Origin of the sequence: Burkholderia sp. BCC1640 (genome assembly GCF_902833125.1) — a bacterium.
Taxonomy (GTDB): domain Bacteria; phylum Pseudomonadota; class Gammaproteobacteria; order Burkholderiales; family Burkholderiaceae; genus Burkholderia; species Burkholderia diffusa.
Window position 1 is genome coordinate 40,279 of sequence record NZ_CADFEF010000006.1, and the last position, 19,326, is coordinate 59,604.

A 19,326-nucleotide genomic window follows, 5' to 3' on the forward strand; every position below is an offset into this window, starting at 1 on the left:
CAAAGCGGCGGGGCGGGAGAAGGCCGCGCAGCTTGATTCACTGTTCAGAATTCTGAATAATCAGCGAATGAATCAGCAAAATGTCCAGGCGCTCTGGCCGCACATCCATTCGCTGACGGTGCTGGCGGCGGCAGGCAGTTTCACCGCCGCCGCGCAGCGGCTGGGCATCAGCAAAGCCGCGATGAGCCAGCGCATCGCCGATCTCGAGAAGGCGGCCGGCGTGCCGCTGGTGCGGCGCACGACGCGCAGTGTGCGGCTCACCGACGCGGGGCAGACGCTGGTCGACAGCACGCGCGACGCGTTCGAATCGATCGGCCAGCACTTCGCGCGCGTGAAGGACCTGGCGGGCGAGCCGCGCGGGCTGCTGCGCGTGACGGCGCCCGTCGCGCTGGGGCGCCAGCAGGTCGTGCCGCACTTGCCCGATTTCCTGCGGCAGCATCCGGGCGTGCATATCGAACTCGACCTGTCCGACCGGCTGCATTCGCTGACGCAGGAGGGTTTCGACCTCGCGATCCGCCATACGACGACCGCGCCGCAAACCCATGTCGCGTGGAAGCTGTGCGACACGCGTTCGTTGCTGGTCGCGAGCCGGGACTACCTCGACGCGCGCGGCACGCCGCGCCACCCGAGCGAGCTCGTCGACCACAGCTGCCTGTGCTACCTGCGCGACAACGAACCGGCGGCGTGGAGCTTCGAGCCGGACGGTCGCCGGCGCCAGCGCGTGAGTGTGCCCGTGCGCGGCAGCTTCGCGGCGAACAACAGCGAGGCGATGCGCGAAGCCGCGCTCGGCGGGCTCGGCATCGCGCTGCTGCCGGATTTCAGCGCGCGGCGCGATCTCGACGCCGGCCGGCTCGTCGCGCTGCTCGACGGCTGGCGACCGTCGGGCGCGTTCGGCGACCACATCTTCGCGATCCGGCCGTACAGCCCGGTCGTGCCGAGCGCGGTGCGCGCGCTCGTAAGGCACCTGCGCGAGCGGCTCGCGGGCGGTTTCACGGGCGCCTGACGGGCGAGGGCGGGCGCGCCGGTCGTATGGCCGGGCTCCGGCCGCGCGGGCAGGGGTGGCCGCGCTGCGGTAAAATCGCCGCTTCCTCCCGCGCCCGTGTGGCGCGTCATTCGAAGGTCGACAGCCGATGCAGATTCACAAGGAAGTGGATGCGCGCGGGCTCAATTGCCCGTTGCCGATCCTGCGCGCCAAGAAAGCGCTCGCCGATATGGAGAGCGGGCAGATCCTCAAGGTGCTCGCGACCGATCCGGGCTCGCAGCGCGATTTCGCGGCGTTCGCGAAGCAGACGGGCAACGAGATCGTCGAAGTGACGACCCAGGACAAGACGTTCGTGTTCCTGATGCGCCGCCGCTGACGGCCCGCATCACGCGCCGCTTGCGGCAACCGGACGGGCAGCGCCTGTTGCGGTCCGTCCGCGCCTCTGACACCTCTGACAATTCTTAAACCTCGTCGCACGGTCGGCTGCGTATACTGACCCGGCCGGTCGTCCGTCTCGGATGGATGCGCCGGCCACGGTACGTCATACGAGGCTGGCACGGGGGCCATGCCTGACGCTACCGTCGTACAAACGGGGAGAGGACATGTCCTTCAGACCAGGGACCATTCGAAGTCCGTCCGCAGCGGAATGCATCGCGCCCGCACGCGCGGCGGGGTTGAGCCGGATCGAGCTCGACCCGCAACGGGATCGCCACGCGCGTGCTGCGCTGGAGGCATATGCCGATTCGGCGGCGGCCGAGATGCCGTGGCTGGCCGAATCGCTCGACGAACGGCTGCGCGGCGCCGCGCAGGACGACGGCGCGGGCCTCACGTATTGCGGCGCAACGATCGAGCGCGTGTTCGATCTCGCGCAGACGTGGGCTGCGAGCCAGCCCGACTACGCGGCGCCGGCGTGGGAGCGCGTGCGCGGCCAGCTGGAGCGGATGCTGGGGCAGCCCAAGCTGGGGCTGCCGGAGGCGTTCCCGGTCGCGCGGCTGCGGCGCCTGTCGACCGACGATCTGGCCGAGCCGAAGGCCGGCAAGGCGGGCCCCGACTAGGCGCGCAATCGCGCGACGGGAAGGATTATTCGAATAAAGGACCGTAGTCCGCGCAATTTCTTGGCGAATTTCATACTACTATGATGAAATCGCCGGTTCGTCCGTGCCCCGTTTTTGAGATATTTCCCCGGGGCGGCCGTGCCGCGCAGGTTGCGCGCTCGGCAAACGACGGCTCGCCGGCCGGTGTCAAAGGCCGCGCGCGTGCTGCGCGGGGTGAGCGCGGGGAGCTGAACTGGACGAATCGTTTTCGATTTGCGGGGTGCTATGAGAATTGCTGTACTGGATGACGATCCGGCCCAGACGGATTTCGTCAGTCAAACGCTGACGGCCGCTGGCCACACATGCTATGCGTTCAAGGAAGGCAAGACCCTGAAGAAGCGTCTGCAGCGCGAGACGTTCGATCTGCTCGTGCTCGACTGGAACGTGCCGGACATGTCCGGCGAGGAAGTGCTCAAGTGGGTGCGTGCGAACCAGACCGAGCACAGCCTGCCGATCATCTTCATGACGAGCCGCGACGACGAGGCGGGGATCACGCAGATCCTCAACGCCGGCGCCGACGATTACGTGGTCAAGCCCGTGTCGGGCCCGATCCTGCGCGCGCGCATCGGCTCGCTGCTGCGCCGCGCGTATCCGGTCAACGCTGAGGCGACCGTTCGCGAGTTCGACCAGTTCCGCTTCGACGTAAACCTGAAGCAGGCGTACGTCGGCGACAAGGCCGTGAGCCTCACGCAGAAGGAATTCGAGCTCGCACTGCTGCTGTTCCAGCACCTCGACCGACCGCTGTCGCGCGCGCATATTCTCGATCTCGTGTGGAAGCAGGCGACCGACATTCCGTCGCGCACGATGGACACGCACATCTCGATGCTGCGGACGAAGCTCGGCCTGCGGCCGGAAAACGGCTATCGCCTCGCGCCGATCTACGGCTACGGCTACCGGCTCGAGCGGGTCGGCCAGGGAGAACCGGAGTGACCCAGCGAATCACGCAGCGCACGGCGCGCTTGCGCGCGGTGGCACTGCATGCGGCGTGCGCGGTCGCGTTCGCGTTCGCGGCACGGCAGGCCGTCGCGCAGCCGCCCGCTGCCGTGGGCAAGACGGTCGTCTACCGCACGCAGGCCGGCGACACGTTGTACGACGTCGCCGCGCGCTACCTGCAGGGCTCGGACGACTGGCAGCTGCTGCAGCAGATCAACGGCGTGCCTGCGCCGAAGCGCCTGCAGCCGGGCATCGCGCTGAAGCTGCCCGTCGCGCGTCTGCGCAAGGAAAAGCTGACCGCGCGCGTCGTCGCGGTGCAGGGCGCGGCCGAGCGCGCGTCCGGCGACGCATACGCGCCGCTCGTGAGCGATGCGACGCTCACCGAGGGCGACCGCGTGCGCACCGGCGCGAACGGCTTCCTGACGCTCGAACTGGCCGACGGCACGCACATGAGCCTGCCGCCCGACAGTCAGCTCAACCTGAAGACTTTGCGCCGCACCGTGCTGACCGGCACGCTCGATCGCGAATTCGAGCTCACGCGCGGCTCGGTCGACAGCGAGGTCACGCACCTGAAGAAACGCGACGACCGCTTCCAGATCCGCTCGCCGTCGGTCGTGGCCGGCGTGCGCGGCACGCGCTTCCGCGTGAACTACGACGCCGCCGGCAACGCGGCGACGCGCGTCGAGGTGCTCGACGGCACCGTCGGCGTCGCGGGCAAGCAGCAGTCGGCCGATCCGACGCTCGTGCATGCGAACTTCGGCAGCGTCTCGACGTCGTCCGGCGCGGTCGGCGCACCGGTGCAGCTGCTGTCGGCGCCCGCGCTTACGCATCCCGACAAGGTGCAGGACGAGCCCGACCTCACGTTCGACATCGCGCCGCTCGAGCATGCGCACGCCTATCACCTGCAACTCGCGCGCGACGCGGGCATGCTGGAGCTGTTCAGCGAAACGCGCACCGTCTCGTCGCGCGCGGTGTTCCGCGAGGTGCCGAACGGTACGTACTTCGTCCGGATTGCCGCGATCGACGACAACGGCCTCGAGGGCATGCCGCACATTTACGCGTTCGAGCGGCGCCTGATGGGGCTCGACGCGACCGCGTCGCCCGGCCCGAACGGCTATGAGTTCCGCTGGTCGCCGAATGGCGCGAGCAAGGATGCGCGTTATCGGTTCGTGCTGTCGCGCTCGAAGGACCTGAGCGCGCCGGTCGTCGACCAGATGGGCCTGCAGGCGCACAGGATCACGGTCGCGCACCTGCCGCCCGGCGACTACTACTGGGCGGTGACGGTCGAGGAGTTCGAAGGCGGCAAGTTCTATCAGAAGACGAGTCCGGTCAGCGCGTTCACGTTGTCGCGCTGACCCGCGGCGCATGAAAACCGACTCCGTTTCCCCGCGGCGGCGCCTCGGCCGCCGCTTCCTCATCGAGTGGATCGCGATCGGCTGCCTCGGGATCGCGGTGATCCTCGCATGCGCGTTCGGCCGGTTCTCGTCGAGCGTCGACGGGCTCATCTACGACCGGCTGCTGATGCTGCGCAGCCTGCCGTTGTCACCCGATGTCGTCGTCGTCGACATCGACAACCAGAGCGTGTCCGCACTCGGCCGCTGGCCGTGGCCGCGCAGCGTGCACGCGCGGCTGCTCGACACGCTGGCGCGTGCGCACCCGGCCGCGGTCGTCTACGACGTGCTGTTTACCGAGCAGTCGCCGGAGGATCGCGCGTTCGCAGACGCAATGACCCGTGTGCCGACCTTCCTGCCCGTCTTGCTGAGCCCGGAGCAGGCGGACGGCACGCGCACCGTCGATCCGCCGGTGGCGGAGCTCTCGGCACGCACGATGGGGCTCGGCCACATCAATCTCGAAGTCGATCCCGACGGCATCGTGCGCAGCGTCGCGCTGTTCGAAAGCGACGGACGCGTGCGCTGGCCGCAACTGATGGTGCCCGTCTATCGTGCGATCCAGGCCGGCCGGCTGCATCCGGTCGGCGGTGTGCCCGGCGCGAATGCGCACGACCTGTCGCGCGACGCGAACGGCGAGGGCCGCTACCTGATCCCGTTCAGCCGCAGCACGCCCGCCTATCCGACGGTGTCGTTCGACGACGTGCTCGAAGGGCGCGTGAAACCCGACGCGCTGCGCGGCAAGATCGTCGTCGTCGGCGTGACCGCATCGGGCCTCTTCGACCGCTTCGCGACCCCGGTGTCGGGGGACTTCGGCCCGCTCGCCGGCGTGTACATTCATGCGAACGTCCTCGACATGCTGGCCACCGGCAGTGCGATCCTGCCCGCGCCTCGTGACTGGCTCTTCGCCGCATCGCTGCTGCCGCTCGCCGTGCTGCTGGGCGGTTTCCTGATGCTGTCGCCGTGGCGCGCGCTGCTGCTGACGCTGAGCCTGGCCGCGCTCTCCGTCGTCGCGAGCCTGGCGCTGCTGTTCGAGGCGCGCGTGTGGCTGTCGCCCGCGCCGGCGATCTTCGGGCTGATCGCCGTCTACCCGATCTGGAACTGGCGGCGCTTGGAAATGACGATGTCGCACCTGCGCCGTGAGCTGCAGCGGCTGGCCGACGAGCCGCACCTGCTGCCCGAGGCGCCGCGCACGCGCAGCGTTGGCGGCGACGTGCTCGAACGGCAGATAGCGCTGATGGCGCAGGCCGCGCAACGCGTGCAGGACATGAAGCGCTTCGTGTGGGACAGCCTCGACAGTATGCCGGAGCCGATCTTCGTCACCGACCTGGCCGGAACCGTGCTGATCGCGAACCATGCGGCGAAGCGCTACGGGGCGCGCCTCGCGCTGCCGCTGCCGGAAGGGCGGCCGCTGCGCGCCGCGCTCGGCGAGTTGACCTTCATGAAGACCGTCGACGGCAACGCCGAACACGACGTCACGATCCGCGAACACTGGCCGGCCGCGCTCGACCCGACGCTCGGGGCCGAAGACGAAGCGATGGCGCGCGGCATCGAGGTGCGCGATCGCGACGGGCTCGACCATCTGTTACGCTACGCCCCGTGTACGAATGCGCAGGGCCATGTGACGGGCTGGATCGCCGGCCTCGTCGACGTAACCGAGCTGCATGCGGCCGAGCGGCAGCGCGAGGAGGCGCTGCACCTGCTGTCGCACGACATGCGCTCGCCGCAGTCGTCGATCCTCGCGCTCGTCGAGATCGAGCGCGATCGCGTCGAAACCGACGCGATGCGCGGGCTGCTCGCGCGGATCGAGCGATATGCGCACCGTGCGCTGTCGCTCGCCGACGAGTTCGTGCAGCTGGCGCGCGCGGAGTCGCAGGCGTACCAGCTCGAACCGACCAGCCTCGTCGACGTGCTGATCGACGCGAGCGACGAAGTGTGGCCGCAGGCGCAGGCGAAGCGCATCCGCATCGAGACCGACGTCGGCGCCGACATGTGCTGGGCGCGTGCCGACCGCTCGCTGATCACGCGTGCGTTCGTCAACCTGCTGAACAATGCGGTCAAATACAGTCCGTCCGACACGGTGATCACGTGTACGCTGACGGTCGAGCATGCATCGAAGCGGATGTTCTGTACGATTCGCGATCAGGGGTACGGCATCGCGCCGGAAGATCAGCGGCATCTGTTCGAGCGTTTCAAGCGATTCCATGCGGGCGAGCGGCCCGAAATCTCGGGCTCGGGGCTCGGCATGGCATTCGTGAAGACGGTCGTCACGCGCCACGGCGGCAGCGTGACGGTCGACAGCGAAGTGGGTGTCGGCACCGCGGTGACGGTGTCGCTGCCCGCGATCGACGAGCCGTCCGCCTGACAGGGCCGGGCACGACGGCAGGCATTTGGGGGAAGTCATGAGAAAGGAATGGGCAGCGACCGCGCTCGCGGTGGCGCTGTTGACGGGTTGCGCCGGCGTCACGACCGGCGTGAGCGCGCTCGGGCAGCCGAACGCGTTCGAGTCCGGTTCGCACGACTACGAGCTCGTTCGCACGGCCGCTCAGGCCGACGATGCCGAATACCGGCAGATCGAGACGCTCGTGCGCGACGAGCTCGCGCACCGCGGCTTCGACGCGCAGCCTGGCCAGGCCGCGCGCTACCGGCTGTCGATCGCGTACGCGACGCAGCCGGCGTCGGTCGCGGCGACGGCCGACCAGTGCGGCGCGGCAAGCAGCGCGTGCGTGACCGTCGACGGGCCGGCGCCGTTCGCGCTGCCGTTCGCGGGCAGCGTGTATCGCCACGTGCTGACGCTGCGTTTCGTCGACGCGAAGTCGGGCGCCGACGTCTATCGCGTGTCGGCGTCGATGCGCGACCGCGATGCGGGCACGCAGCAGGCCGCGCCGACGCTCGTGAAGAGCGCGCTCGCGAAGCTGCCGTTCGAGCAGGGCGACGGCTGGCTCGTGAAGACGAAAAAAGACGACGCGGGCGCGATGCCGGGCGTCGTCTCGGTGAAGTCGGCCGCCGCGCGCTGACGCGCCGGCCGTGAGGTGAGGGCGGGCCGCCGCGCAGGCGAGGCCGGCCCGTGCCGCGTTCAGGCAGCCGGTTGCCCGTTGCCGCGCGCGCGCAGATACGCGTCGAACTCGGCGCCGACTTCCGGGTGGCGCAGCGCGAACTCGACCGTCGCCTTCAGGTAGCCGAGCTTGCTGCCGCAGTCGTAGCGCGTGCCCTGATACTTGTAGGCCAGCACCTGTTCGTCGGCGAGCAGCGCCTGGATTGCGTCGGTGAGCTGCAGCTCGCCGCCCGCGCCCGGCTTCAGCGCGCGCAGATGTTCGAAGATCCGCGGCTTCAGGATGTAGCGGCCGACCACGCCGAGGTTCGACGGCGCGACTTCCGGCGCCGGCTTCTCGACGATCGCCGACATCTTGACGATCGATTCTTCCCACTCCTTGCCGTCGACGATGCCGTACGACTTCGTCTCCGACGGCGGGATCTCCTCCACGCCGATCACCGAGCTGTGATAGTGGTCGAACACGTCGACCATCTGCTTCATCACGGGCGGGTTGCCGTCGAGCAGGTCGTCGGCGAGGATCACCGCGAACGGGTTGTCGGCGACGAGCTTCTCCGCGCACAGCACCGCATGGCCAAGGCCGAGCGCTTCCGGCTGGCGCACGTAGAAGCAGTCGACATGGCTCGGCTTGATGCTGCGCACGAGCTCGAGCAGTTTCTCCTTGCCGCGCGCCTCGAGTTCGGCCTCGACTTCGTACGACTTGTCGAAGTGGTCCTCGATCGCGCGCTTGCTGCGCCCGGTCACGAAGATCATCTCCGTGATGCCCGCGGCGATTGCTTCCTCGACGGCGTACTGGATCAGCGGCTTGTCGACGACGGGCAGCATTTCCTTCGGGCTCGCCTTCGTTGCCGGGAGGAACCGCGTGCCGAGACCGGCAACGGGGAATACCGCCTTGGTGACTTTCAACATGATCGAACCTTTATTCCTGTAATCGACTTGTCAGACAGTCTTATGTTCACGTTCCGATTATAGTGAACGCAAACGACCTTACCGTTTGTTACGCAGGCAACCGATCGAGCTGAGCGCGCAGTTTTTCCAGCGTGCTCTGGAATTCGGCGACACGCTTCTGCTCCTGTTCGACCACGGCCGGCGGCGCTTTCGCGACGAACGCCTCGTTGCCGAGCTTCGCGTTGCACTTCGCGATTTCGCCCGTCAGGCGCGCGATTTCCTTCGACAGGCGCTCGCGTTCGGCCGCGACGTCGATTTCCACTTTCAGTACCAGCTTGTTCGGGCCCACGATCGCGATCGGCGCGCCGTGCGCGGCCTGGTCGAGCGTCGCTTCGTCGGCCAGGATCTGCACTTCCGACAGGCGGGCGAGGGCCTGGACGTACGGCGCGAACGAGCGCAGGCGCTCGGCGTCGCCGGCCGCGAGCAGCGGCACCTTGGTCGCCGGCGACAGGTTCATCTCGCCGCGCAGGTTGCGGCACGCGTCGACGATCGCCTTCAGGTCGGCCGCCCATTGCTCCGACGCCTCGTCGATCTTCTGCAGGTTCGCGACCGGATACGCCTGCATCATCAGCGACGCTTCGCCTTCGGCCTTGCCTTGCGGATAACGGCCGGCGAGCGGCGCGACCTTCTGCCAGAGCGCTTCGGTGATGAACGGGATGATCGGGTGCGCGAGACGCAGCACCGTTTCCAGCACGCGCAGCAGCGTGCGACGCGTCGCACGCTGCTGTTCCGGCGTGCCGTTCTGGATCTGCACCTTCGCGAGTTCGAGGTACCAGTCGCAGTACTCGTCCCACACGAATTTGTAGATGCTGGTGGCGATGTTGTCGAAGCGGTAATCGGCGAAGCCCTTCGCGATGTCGGCCTCGGTGCGCTGCAGGAGCGACACGATCCAGCGGTCGGCCGCCGAGAAGTCGAGGTAGCCGCCGGGGCCGCAGTCGCCCGCGCCGCACACTTCCGGCTTGTCGGCGCCGCAGTCGTGGCCTTCGCAGTTCATCAGCACGAAGCGCGTCGCGTTCCACAGCTTGTTGCAGAAGTTGCGATAGCCTTCGCAGCGCGCGAGGTCGAAGTTCACGTTGCGGCCGAGCGTCGCCATCGACGCCATCGTGAAGCGCAGCGCGTCGGTGCCGAATGCGGCGATGCCGTCCGGGAATTCCTTGCGCGTCTTCTTCTCGATGGTGGCTGCCTGCTTCGGGTTCATCAGGCCCGTCGTGCGCTTCGCGACCAGCGTTTCGAGGTCGATGCCGTCGACGATGTCGATCGGGTCGAGCGTGTTGCCCTTGCTCTTCGACATCTTCTGGCCTTCCGCGTCGCGCACGAGGCCGTGCACGTAGACGGTGTGGAACGGCACCTTGCCGGTGAAGTGCGTCGTCATCATCACCATCCGGGCGACCCAGAAGAAGATGATGTCGAAGCCGGTGACGAGCACCGACGACGGCAGGAAGTGCTGCAGTTCAGGCGTGTCGTTCGGCCAGCCGAGCGACGAGAACGGCACGAGCGCCGACGAGAACCACGTGTCGAGCACGTCCTCGTCGCGCTTCAGCGCGCCGGCATAGCCCTTCGCGGCGGCCTGCGCGCGGGCTTCTTCCTCGTTGCGCGCGACGAACACCTCGCCGTTTTCGCCATACCATGCGGGAATCTGGTGCCCCCACCACAGCTGGCGCGAGATGCACCAGTCCTGGATGTTCTCGAGCCATTGATAGTAGGTGGTCGTCCAGTTTTCCGGCACGAACTTGATCTGGCCGTTTCGCACGACGTCGAGCGACGTTTCGGTGATCGACTTGCCCGGGTTGAACGTGCCTTCCGGTGCCGGCTTCGTCATCGCGACGAACCACTGGTCGGTCAGCATCGGCTCGATCACGACGCCGGTGCGGTCGCCGCGCGGCACCATCAGCTTGTGCGGTTTGACGGAGTCGAGGAAACCCTCTGCATCGAGGTCGGCGACGATCGCTTTGCGCGCGTCGAAGCGGTCGAGGCCGCGATACTGCTCGGGGCCGTTGTCGTTGATCTTCGCGTCGAGCGTCAGGATCTCGATCGGCGCGAGGTTGTGGCGCAGGCCGACCTGGTAGTCGTTGAAGTCGTGCGCGGGCGTGACCTTCACGACGCCCGTGCCGAACTCGCGGTCGACGTAGTCGTCGGCGATCACCGGAATCTCGCGGCCCGTCAGCGGCAGCGTGACGAGCTTGCCGATCAGGTGCGCGTAGCGCTCGTCTTCCGGATGGACCATCAGCGCGACGTCGCCGAGCATCGTTTCCGGGCGCGTGGTCGCGACGGTCAGCGAACCCGAACCGTCGACGAGCGGGTAGCGGATGTGCCACAGGTGGCCGTTTTCCTCTTCGCTCGCGACCTCGAGATCCGACACCGCGGTGAGCAGCACCGGATCCCAGTTCACGAGGCGCTTGCCGCGGTAGATCAGGCCCTGTTCGTAGAGCGTGACGAACACGTCGCGCACGGCGGCCGACATCTTGTCGTCCATCGTGAAATATTCGCGCGACCAGTCGGTCGACGCGCCGAGACGACGCACTTGGCCGGTGATCGTCGAACCGGACTGCTGCTTCCACTCCCACACGCGCTCGACGAACTTCTCGCGGCCGAGGTCATGGCGCGATACGCCCTGTGCGTCGAGCTGGCGCTCGACGACGATCTGGGTCGCGATCCCCGCGTGGTCGGTGCCGGGCACCCACAGCGTGTTCTCGCCGAGCATCCGGTGGTAACGGGCGAGGCCGTCCATGATCGTCTGGTTGAACGCGTGGCCCATGTGCAACGTGCCGGTGACGTTCGGCGGCGGCAGCTGGATCGCGAAATCGGGGCGTGCCGGATCGAATGCCGGTGCGGCATAGCCGCGTTTTTCCCACTCCGGCCCCCATTGGGACTCGATGGTGTGGGGCTCGAAACTCTTCGCAAGCGTGCTGTCGCTCATGGTTGGAAATCTGCCGAAAAATGCGTGAATTGGATGCCGAATCTGACAATTATAAATGGATGCACATCGGCCAGCCATCGCTTGCCCGGGCGGGCGGGTCGCGGGGGCGCCGCAACGCGGGCGATGGCAGGCGTCGGAACGGATCGGAAACGGCATCGCGCGGCCGACTTATAATGGCGGGTCCGCATTTTTCTCGCACGTCCGCTGCCGCTCCATGCCCGATCTGCTCGCCAATCTGAACCCTGAACAATACGCCGCCGTCACGCTGCCGAACGAACCGGCGCTGATCCTCGCGGGGGCGGGCAGCGGCAAGACCCGCGTGCTGATCACGCGCATCGCGTGGCTGATCCAGCAGGGCTACGCGTCGCCGGCCACCGTGCTTGCCGTCACCTTCACGAACAAGGCCGCGCGCGAAATGATGGCGCGCCTGTCGGCGATGATGCCGATCGACACGCGCGGCATGTGGATCGGCACGTTCCACGGGCTGTGCAACCGGATGCTGCGCACGCACTGGCGCGACGCCGGCCTGCCGCAGACCTTCCAGATCCTCGACACGGCCGACCAGTTGTCGGCGATCAAGCGGCTGATGAAGGCGGCGAATGTCGACGACGAAAAATATCCGCCGAAGAACGTCCAGTACTTCATCAACAACGCGAAGGAGCAGGGGCTGCGTCCCGACAAGGTCGACGCGTCCGACAACTTCAACCGCAAGTTCGTCGAGCTCTACCAGGCGTACGACCAGCAGTGCCAGCGCGAGGGTGTCGTCGACTTCCCCGAGCTGCTGCTGCGCTGCTACGAGCTGCTCGCGTACAACGCGCCGCTGCGCGCGCACTACCAGGCGCGCTTCAAGCACATTCTCGTCGACGAGTTCCAGGACACCAACAAGCTGCAGTACGCGTGGCTCAAGATGCTCGCGGGCGGCGAGAACGCGATCTTCGCGGTGGGCGACGACGACCAGTCGATCTACGCGTTCCGCGGTGCGAACGTCGGCAACATGCGCGACTTCGAAGACGAATTCCGCGTGCGCAACCTGATCAAGCTCGAGCAGAACTACCGGTCGCACGGCAACATCCTCGACGCGGCGAACCAGCTGATCTCGAACAACTCGCATCGCCTCGGCAAGAACCTGCGCACCGACGCCGGCCACGGCGAGCCCGTACGCGTGTACGAGGCGAGCACCGATGCGCAGGAGGCCGGCTGGATCGTCGAGGAGATCCGCTCGCTGATCAACACCGGGATGTCGCGCAGCGAGGTTGCCGTGCTGTATCGCAGCAACGCGCAGTCGCGTGCGATCGAGCACACGCTGATGACGTCGGGCATCCCGTATCGCGTGTATGGCGGTCTGCGCTTCTTCGAGCGCCAGGAAGTGAAGCACGCGCTCGCGTACCTGCGCCTGATCGACAACCCGAACGACGACACCGCGTTCGTGCGAGTCGTGAATTTCCCGACGCGCGGGATCGGCGCGCGCTCGATCGAGCAGCTCGCGGACGCGGCGCGCCTGTACGACTGCTCGATGGCTGCGGCGATTCCGTACGTCACCGGCAAGGCCGGCACGAGTCTCGGCGCGTTCGCAAACCTCGTCGCGAAGATGCGCGCCGAGACGCAGCAGATGAGCCTGCCGGAGACGGTCGAATACGTCGTGCGCGCGAGTGGCCTCGCCGATTTCTACCAGGGCGAGCGCGAAGGCCAGGACCGCCTCGAGAACTTGCAGGAACTCGTGAACGCGGCCACCGCGTTCGTCAGCGAGGAAGGTTACGGGCTCGATGCGCCGGCCCGCTCGATTCCGCTGCGCGCGGGCGCGATCGCGGCGCCGGAGCTCGGCGTGGACGCGGACGATGCGACGGTCGACGTGCTCGATCCGGCGCCGCTCGGCGACCCCGCGCAGAATCCCGACACGATGACGCCGCTCGCGGGCTTCCTGTCGCACGCGTCGCTGGAAGCCGGCGACAACCAGGCGCAGGCTGGCCAGGACGCGGTGCAACTGATGACGGTGCACGCGGCGAAGGGTCTCGAATTTTCGGCCGTGTTCATCACCGGCCTCGAGGAAGGGCTGTTCCCGCACGAGAACAGCGTGCTCGAATCGGACGGCCTCGAGGAAGAGCGGCGGCTGATGTACGTCGCGATCACGCGCGCGAAGGAGCGGCTCTACCTGTCGTTCGCGCAAAGCCGGATGCTGCACGGCCAGACGCGCTACAACGTGCGCTCGCGCTTTTTCGACGAATTGCCGGAGCACGTGCTGAAGTGGCTCACGCCGAAGGTCGAGGCGGGTTCGCGCTGGGGCGGCCGCTCGGACAACGCCGGCTGGGGGCGCGACTGGTTCGCGCGGCCGGGCGGCGGCAGTCGCGAGCAGGTCGTCGATGCGGCGGTCTCCGCGCCGCTGCCGGCGTTCGCGAACAAGCAGCGCGCGGCCGACACCGGCTTCCGCATCGGCCAGCAGGTATTCCATACCAAGTTCGGCGAGGGGACGGTCACCGCGCTCGAAGGCAACGGCGCCGATGCGAAGGCGCAAGTGAAGTTCAAACGGCACGGCGAGAAATGGCTCGCGCTGGCGGTCGCCAAACTGCAGGCGGTGGAATGATGAGCATCGACATGGTTGAAACGGTATCGACGCGTCCGCTCGGCATTCTGGCCGCGCTGCCCGAGGAACTCGGCGACCTGATCGTCGCGATGCGCGCCGACGGCGTGATGAAGACGATCACGCTCGGCCGCCGCGATTATCACGTCGGCACCGTGCACGGCGCGGCCTGCGTCGTCACGCTCGCGCGGGTCGGCAAGGTCGCGGCCGCCGCGACGGTCAGCGCGCTGATTCACGTGTTCGGCGTGTCCGGCATCGTCTTCACCGGCGTCGCCGGCGGCGTGTCGCGCACGGTGCGCGTCGGCGACGTCGTCGTCGCCGATCTGCTGCTGCAGCACGATCTCGATGCGTCGCCGCTGTTTCCGCGCTACGAGGTGCCGCTGCTCGGCATCACGCGGTTCGCGACCGATGCGGCGCTGACGGCTCGCCTGAAGGCCGCATGCACGCTGTTCGTCGCCGAGGAGGGCGCGCGGTTCGCCGAGCGTTTCGGGCTGGCGGGTGCGACGCTGCACGGCGGGCTGATCATCAGCGGCGACCGCTTCGTGTCGAGCGAGCGGGAAGTCGTCGCGCTGCGCGACGCGCTGCCGGACGCGCTCGCGGTCGAGATGGAAGGCGCGGCGATCGCGCAGGTGTGCGCCGAGCACGACGTGCCGTTCGCCATCGTGCGCACGATCTCCGATACGGCCGACGATCATGCGACGCAGTCGTTCTCGCACTTCCTGTCGGCGATCGCGAGCAACTATTCGTCCGGCATCCTCAAGCGTTTCCTGACGCTGCATGCGACGACGGCGGCCTGAAGCCGCCGTCGTACTTTCCCTTCGAATCGGTCGACCGGCCGCGGCACACATGCCGCGGCCGGTTCGTCACGCCTTCTTGCGCCGGCTGCTTTCGAGGTTCGGCAGGAACACCGTCAGCACGCCGATCAGCGGCAGGAACGAGCACACCTTGTAGACGAACGTGATGCTCGTCGCATCCGCGAGCTGGCCGAGCACGGCGGCACCCACGCCGCCCAGGCCGAACGCGAAGCCGAAGAACAGGCCCGCGACCATTCCGACCTTGCCGGGCATCAGCTCCGTCGCGTAGACGAGGATCGCGGCGAACGCCGACGCCAGCACGACGCCGATGATCACGCTCAGCACGCTCGTCCAGAACAGGTTCGCGTACGGCAGCAGCAGCGTGAACGGCGCGACACCGAGGATCGACACCCAGATCACGTACTTGCGGCCGATCCGGTCGCCGACCGGCCCGCCGATCAGCGTGCCGGCCGCGACTGCCGCGAGAAACACGAACAGGTGGATCTGCGCGGCCTGCACCGACAGGTGGAACTTGTCGATCAGGTAGAACGTGAAATAGCTGTTGATGCTCGCGAGGTAGAAGTACTTCGAGAAGACCAGCAGCACCAGCACGCCGATCGCGGCGAGCACGCGGCCCTGCGACAACGTCGGATGGCCGGCCGCTGCGGCCTTTTTCTTCATCGACGGATGCTTCTTGTACCAGTGGCCGATCTGCGTGAGGACGACCATCGCGACGAGCGCGGCTGCCGAGAACCACGCGATGCTGTGCTGGCCGTGCGGAATGATCACCAGCGCGGCGAGCAGCGGCCCGAGTGCCGAGCCGGCGTTGCCGCCGACCTGGAACAGCGACTGCGCGAGCCCGTGCTGGCCGCCCGATGCCATCCGCGCGACGCGCGACGATTCCGGATGGAACACCGACGAGCCGCAGCCGACCAGCGCCGCCGCCGCCAGCAGCGTCGGGAAGTTCTGCGCGGCCGACATCAGCAGCAGCCCCGCGAGCGTGAAGCCCATCCCGACCGGCAGCGAATACGGCTTCGGCCGCTTGTCCGTGTACAGGCCGACGAGCGGCTGCAACAGCGACGCGGTGATCTGGTAGGTCAGCGTGATCAGGCCGATCTGCGCGAACGACAGCGCGAACTGGCTCTTGAGCATCGGATAGATCGCGAGGATCAACGACTGGATCATGTCGTTGAGCATGTGCGAGAAGCTGATCGCGCCGAGCACGGGGTAGACGGTACGCGGAGCGGGTGGGGCAGACGGCTGGGCTGCGGCTGTCGCGCCGGCGCCCGTATCGAGGCTGGTTTCCATGTGAGCTGAGCGAGTTGAGGTGGCGGGACGCGCTCTGATGGGGATCGGCGCGTTCGATTCGTTGTTGCGTCAAAGAAGTCTAATGTGGCGTATCGAGAATGTCAGGCCAAGTTTTGTCGCGATTCGGACATTGTTGTGACGATTCGGCCATGACGCCGTTTTTTGGCCAGGTATAACGCTGCGGCGCGTCCGGCTTTCGTCGGGCCGCGCGGGACGGGATCGGTGTTTGCCCGGACTCAAGGCGCGCCGATGGCGGCCGTAGAAGGACAAATGACATCACAGTGCGGCACCGGCCACGAGCCGGGCGAGCGCAGGGCGCGCGGCATGGCGGGCCAGCGCGGGAATGCCGGCCGCCGGAACCGACCTTTCCGGCGGCATGATCAATACGGGGATATATCGATGAAAGCAGCTTCATTGCATCCGCGGCCGGTTGCGGCCGCCGCCGCATCCGACGCAGCCGCCAGGCCAGCCGCACGGCGTGCGCGCGCAGCCCGGCGCGAATCCCGGCCGTGGACGGTCAAGGCGACGTTGCGCGCCGCGTTCGCGATCCTGCTGGCCGGCACGCTCGCGATCGGTGTGTTTTCGCTGTGGCAGATCAGCCGGCTGAACGCATCGATTGCGTCGGTCTACGAGCAGGGGCACGTCGCGAGCCGGGCGGCGGAGGAGGTGCGCGCCGAGGTGCTGCGCGCGAGCCGCGCGCAGAAGATGCTGCTGACCGCCACCACCGCGAAGGAGCGCGACGACTTGGGCGCGGAGGTCGGCGCGGGGCTCGCGTCGATCGGCCAGGCGCTCGCGACGCTTCAGCGGTACGCGGATCCGGCCGATGCGGACGATTCCGCGCGACTGCGCGCATTCTCGATGGCGGTCGGCACGTGGAGCGGCCATTTGCGCGATTTCGTCGCGCTCGTGCAGGCGCAGCCGCTCGACCTGTCGCAGATGAACTGGCAGGTCGGCACGCAGGACGTGTCGCTGCTGGTCGAAACCGGCAAGCTCGAGAAACTCGTCGCGATGCTCGTGAAGACGCGCGGCGCGAAGTCGAAGGCGACGCTCGATGCGTCCGCAACGATCTTCTCGTCGTCGTTCGCGATGATCGCGGCGATGACGGCTGCGCTGATCGTGCTGGCGATCGCGATTGCCGAAGGGGTCGTGCGCCGCCTCGCGTCGCAGCTCGGCGGCGAGCCCGCGGAGGCGAAGGCGATCGCCGCCGACATCGCGCGCGGCGACCTCGCACGGCCGATATCGCTCGGCCGGCACGACCGCGACAGCATGGTGCGTGCGCTGTCCGACATGCAGACCGGGCTCGCGGCGACCGTTGGCGAGATCGCCGTCAGCGCCGAGGCGATCGCGGCCGCGTCCGGCGAGATATCGACCGGCAACCTCGACCTGTCGCGGCGCACCGAGCAGCAGGCCGTCGCGCTCGAGCGCACCGCGGCCAGCATGGAGGAACTCACGTCGACGGTGCGGCAGAACGCCGAGAACGCGCGGCAGGCGAGCGCGCTCGCGGCCAATGCGTCGGCCGTCGCGGAGGCGGGCGGCGAAGTCGTCGGACGCGTGGTCGCGACGATGAGCGAGATCGACGACAGCGCGAAGAACATTCGCGACATCATCGGCACGATCGAGGGGATCGCGTTCCAGACCAACATTCTCGCGTTGAACGCCGCGGTCGAGGCGGCGCGCGCGGGTGAGCAGGGACGCGGTTTTTCGGTGGTCGCGGGCGAGGTGCGGCTGCTCGCACAGCGCGCGGCGACCGCGGCGAAGGAGATCCGTGGGCTGATCGGCGCATCGGTCGAGCGCGTCGCGAACGGCGCCGCGCTCGCGCACGATGCGGGCCGCACGATGAACGACGTGGTGCGGGCGGTCAAGCGCGTGACCGACATCATCGGCGAAATTTCCGCGGCGTCGGACGAGCAGAGCGCGGGGATCGACGAGATCGGCCGCGCCGTCACGCAGATGGATGCCGGCACGCAGCAGAACGCGGCGCTCGTCGAACAGGCGGCCGCCGCAGCGAACGCGCTGGACGAGCAGGCGCAGGCGCTCAAGTCGCTGGTCGGACGCTTTCGGCTCGCGGCCTGAGCGTCGCATCGTCCCACTCCGTTGCGGGCCGTCCTGCCCGCGACGCGCAGGCCGGCGGGCTGCTGTCGATCGGTGACAAACCCGGCAGTCGGCCCGCGCGCAATCCCTTACAATGCGCCTCCACATAGCGGGGGGCCAGAACCCGCGGCGCATGCGCATCGTCTCCGGTGCGACCGCACGCCGAGCGGGTCACAACAATGACGATGACGATTTACCTGACGGGATACCTGTGGATGCTCGCGTCCGCGGCGATCGGCATGCGCACGCGCGTGGCCGCGTGGCGATGGCTCGCGGCGGGCATCGCGCCGGCCGCCGCGTTCGCCGTGCTGCGTGGCCGGACGGGCACCGACACGGCGATCTACCTCGACATCATTACCGGCATCTGGAGCGGCAACCTGAAGGTCGTGCCGCGCACGCTCGAACCGGGTTTCGTCTGGCTCGTGCGCGCGCTCGCGTGGCTCGGGCACGATCCGCACATCGCGATGGCGATCCTGTCGCTGCTGGTCGTCGTCGCGTGCGTCGCCGCGTTCGGCCGGAGCGCCGAGGACGCATGCGTGTTCGCCACGCTGATCTTTCCGCTGTTCTTCTACGACATGGCGATGAGCGGCGTGCGCTACGGCGTCGCGTTCTGTGTCGCGAAGCTCGCATCGGACGCATGGGCGCGCAGGCGGCACGGCGCGTCGTTCGCGTTCGCGGCCGCGGCGACCGCGATGCACGTGTCGGCGGCGCTGCTTGTCGTGCTGCTGCAGGTCCGACGGTTGCGCCTGCTGCGCTATGCGGGGCTGGCGGTCGCGATCGGCGGCGTGCTGTTCGCGATGCATCACGACGCGCTGCTCGCGAAGGTCGGCCTGTATGCGGCGTTCACGCCGCCCGCGCAGATGTCGGGCGGAGCACCGCTCGTGCTTGCGTTGCTGACGCTCGCCGCCGGCTGGATGCTGCTGGCGCGCATGCCGCGCACGCTCGTGTTCCTGTTCGTCTGCGAGATCGCGAGCTTCGCGCTCGCGCGGATCAGCTATGCGGGGCTGCGTTTCCAGTGGCTCGTGCTGTTCGCGATGGGCTGTCAGTTCGTGCCGCTGCAGCACGTGCCGGGGATCCGACGCCGGCACGTGATCGTCGCGTTGGTCGTCATCGGCGCCGTCGGCTTCGCGATGCGACTGCGCAACATGCTCGGCGAATACGGGCTCGGCCCGTCGCCGTTCCTGCCTTACCGGTTCTTCTGGGAATGACGCGGCCGGGCGGGGCGCCGCCCGGCCAGCGTTTCA

At 68.0% G+C, this 19,326-nt stretch carries 14 protein-coding genes; 11 read left to right on the forward strand and 3 right to left on the reverse strand.

From position 1 onward, the window contains the following. The first annotated feature begins 67 nt into the window (after positions 1-67). The 7 genes from HWX25_RS08550 to HWX25_RS08580 all read left to right on the forward strand — a co-directional run bounded on the left by HWX25_RS08550 (position 68) and on the right by HWX25_RS08580 (position 7,414). Positions 68-1,003, forward strand: a complete 936-nt coding sequence (locus tag HWX25_RS08550; RefSeq protein WP_059690898.1) for a LysR family transcriptional regulator — start codon at positions 68-70, stop codon at positions 1,001-1,003. A 127-nt stretch (positions 1,004-1,130) separates the two neighbouring features. After that, positions 1,131-1,358 (forward strand): sulfurtransferase TusA family protein, encoded by a 228-nt coding sequence (locus tag HWX25_RS08555; protein ID WP_006753156.1) that lies wholly within the window; start codon positions 1,131-1,133, stop codon positions 1,356-1,358. 226 nt (positions 1,359-1,584) lie between these two features. Beyond that, positions 1,585-2,037, forward strand: coding sequence for a peptidase (locus HWX25_RS08560; RefSeq protein WP_175908192.1), 453 nt, complete (start codon positions 1,585-1,587; stop codon positions 2,035-2,037). Positions 2,038-2,301: 264 nt separating this feature from the next. Then, the gene (locus HWX25_RS08565) at positions 2,302-3,006 is read left to right on the forward strand and encodes a response regulator transcription factor (RefSeq protein WP_175908194.1); all 705 of its coding nucleotides are present in this window, start codon (positions 2,302-2,304) and stop codon (positions 3,004-3,006) included. Continuing rightward, positions 3,003-4,364: a FecR domain-containing protein gene (locus tag HWX25_RS08570; RefSeq protein WP_175908196.1), complete on the forward strand. Its 1,362-nt coding sequence runs from the start codon at positions 3,003-3,005 to the stop codon at positions 4,362-4,364. The genes HWX25_RS08565 and HWX25_RS08570 overlap by 4 nt, the downstream gene beginning before the upstream one ends. Positions 4,365-4,374: 10 nt before the next feature. Next, positions 4,375-6,762, forward strand: coding sequence for a CHASE2 domain-containing protein (locus HWX25_RS08575; protein WP_175908198.1), 2,388 nt, complete (start codon positions 4,375-4,377; stop codon positions 6,760-6,762). A 37-nt stretch (positions 6,763-6,799) separates the two neighbouring features. Next, the gene (locus HWX25_RS08580; protein WP_059818000.1) at positions 6,800-7,414 is read left to right on the forward strand and encodes a DUF4136 domain-containing protein; all 615 of its coding nucleotides are present in this window, start codon (positions 6,800-6,802) and stop codon (positions 7,412-7,414) included. Positions 7,415-7,473: 59 nt separating this feature from the next. Here the strand turns inward: HWX25_RS08580 and galU are convergent, their stop codons facing one another. Then, positions 7,474-8,358 carry a UTP--glucose-1-phosphate uridylyltransferase GalU gene (gene galU, locus HWX25_RS08585; RefSeq protein WP_059818002.1) on the reverse strand — a complete coding sequence of 295 codons (885 nt, stop codon included), beginning with the start codon at positions 8,356-8,358 and terminating at the stop codon, positions 7,474-7,476. Positions 8,359-8,446: 88 nt separating this feature from the next. Continuing rightward, complete coding sequence (locus HWX25_RS08590; RefSeq protein WP_059818004.1) at positions 8,447-11,314, reverse strand: valine--tRNA ligase; 2,868 nt, start codon at positions 11,312-11,314, stop codon at positions 8,447-8,449. Positions 11,315-11,528: 214 nt separating this feature from the next. Between HWX25_RS08590 and HWX25_RS08595 the strand changes: the two genes are divergently transcribed. Continuing rightward, on the forward strand, positions 11,529-13,892 hold the full coding sequence (locus HWX25_RS08595) for a UvrD-helicase domain-containing protein (RefSeq protein ID WP_175908200.1): 2,364 nt from the start codon (positions 11,529-11,531) through the stop codon (positions 13,890-13,892). Continuing rightward, a complete protein-coding gene (locus HWX25_RS08600; RefSeq protein WP_175908202.1) occupies positions 13,889-14,686 on the forward strand; it encodes a 5'-methylthioadenosine/adenosylhomocysteine nucleosidase in 798 nt (265 codons plus the stop codon). The genes HWX25_RS08595 and HWX25_RS08600 overlap by 4 nt, the downstream gene beginning before the upstream one ends. Before the next feature lie 66 nt (positions 14,687-14,752). Here the strand turns inward: HWX25_RS08600 and HWX25_RS08605 are convergent, their stop codons facing one another. Next, the gene (locus tag HWX25_RS08605) at positions 14,753-15,991 is read right to left on the reverse strand and encodes an MFS transporter (protein ID WP_059524136.1); all 1,239 of its coding nucleotides are present in this window, start codon (positions 15,989-15,991) and stop codon (positions 14,753-14,755) included. Between the two features lie 399 nt (positions 15,992-16,390). On the opposite strand from HWX25_RS08605, the gene HWX25_RS08610 reads away from it, so the two are divergent. Together HWX25_RS08610 and HWX25_RS08615 are read left to right on the forward strand one after the other, a co-directional pair. Next, entirely contained in the window at positions 16,391-18,064 is a 1,674-nt protein-coding gene (locus HWX25_RS08610; protein ID WP_175908204.1) for a methyl-accepting chemotaxis protein, read from the forward strand. Positions 18,065-18,261: 197 nt separating this feature from the next. Then, on the forward strand, positions 18,262-19,290 hold the full coding sequence (locus HWX25_RS08615; protein ID WP_175908206.1) for an EpsG family protein: 1,029 nt from the start codon (positions 18,262-18,264) through the stop codon (positions 19,288-19,290). The last annotated feature ends 36 nt before the right edge of the window (positions 19,291-19,326 follow it).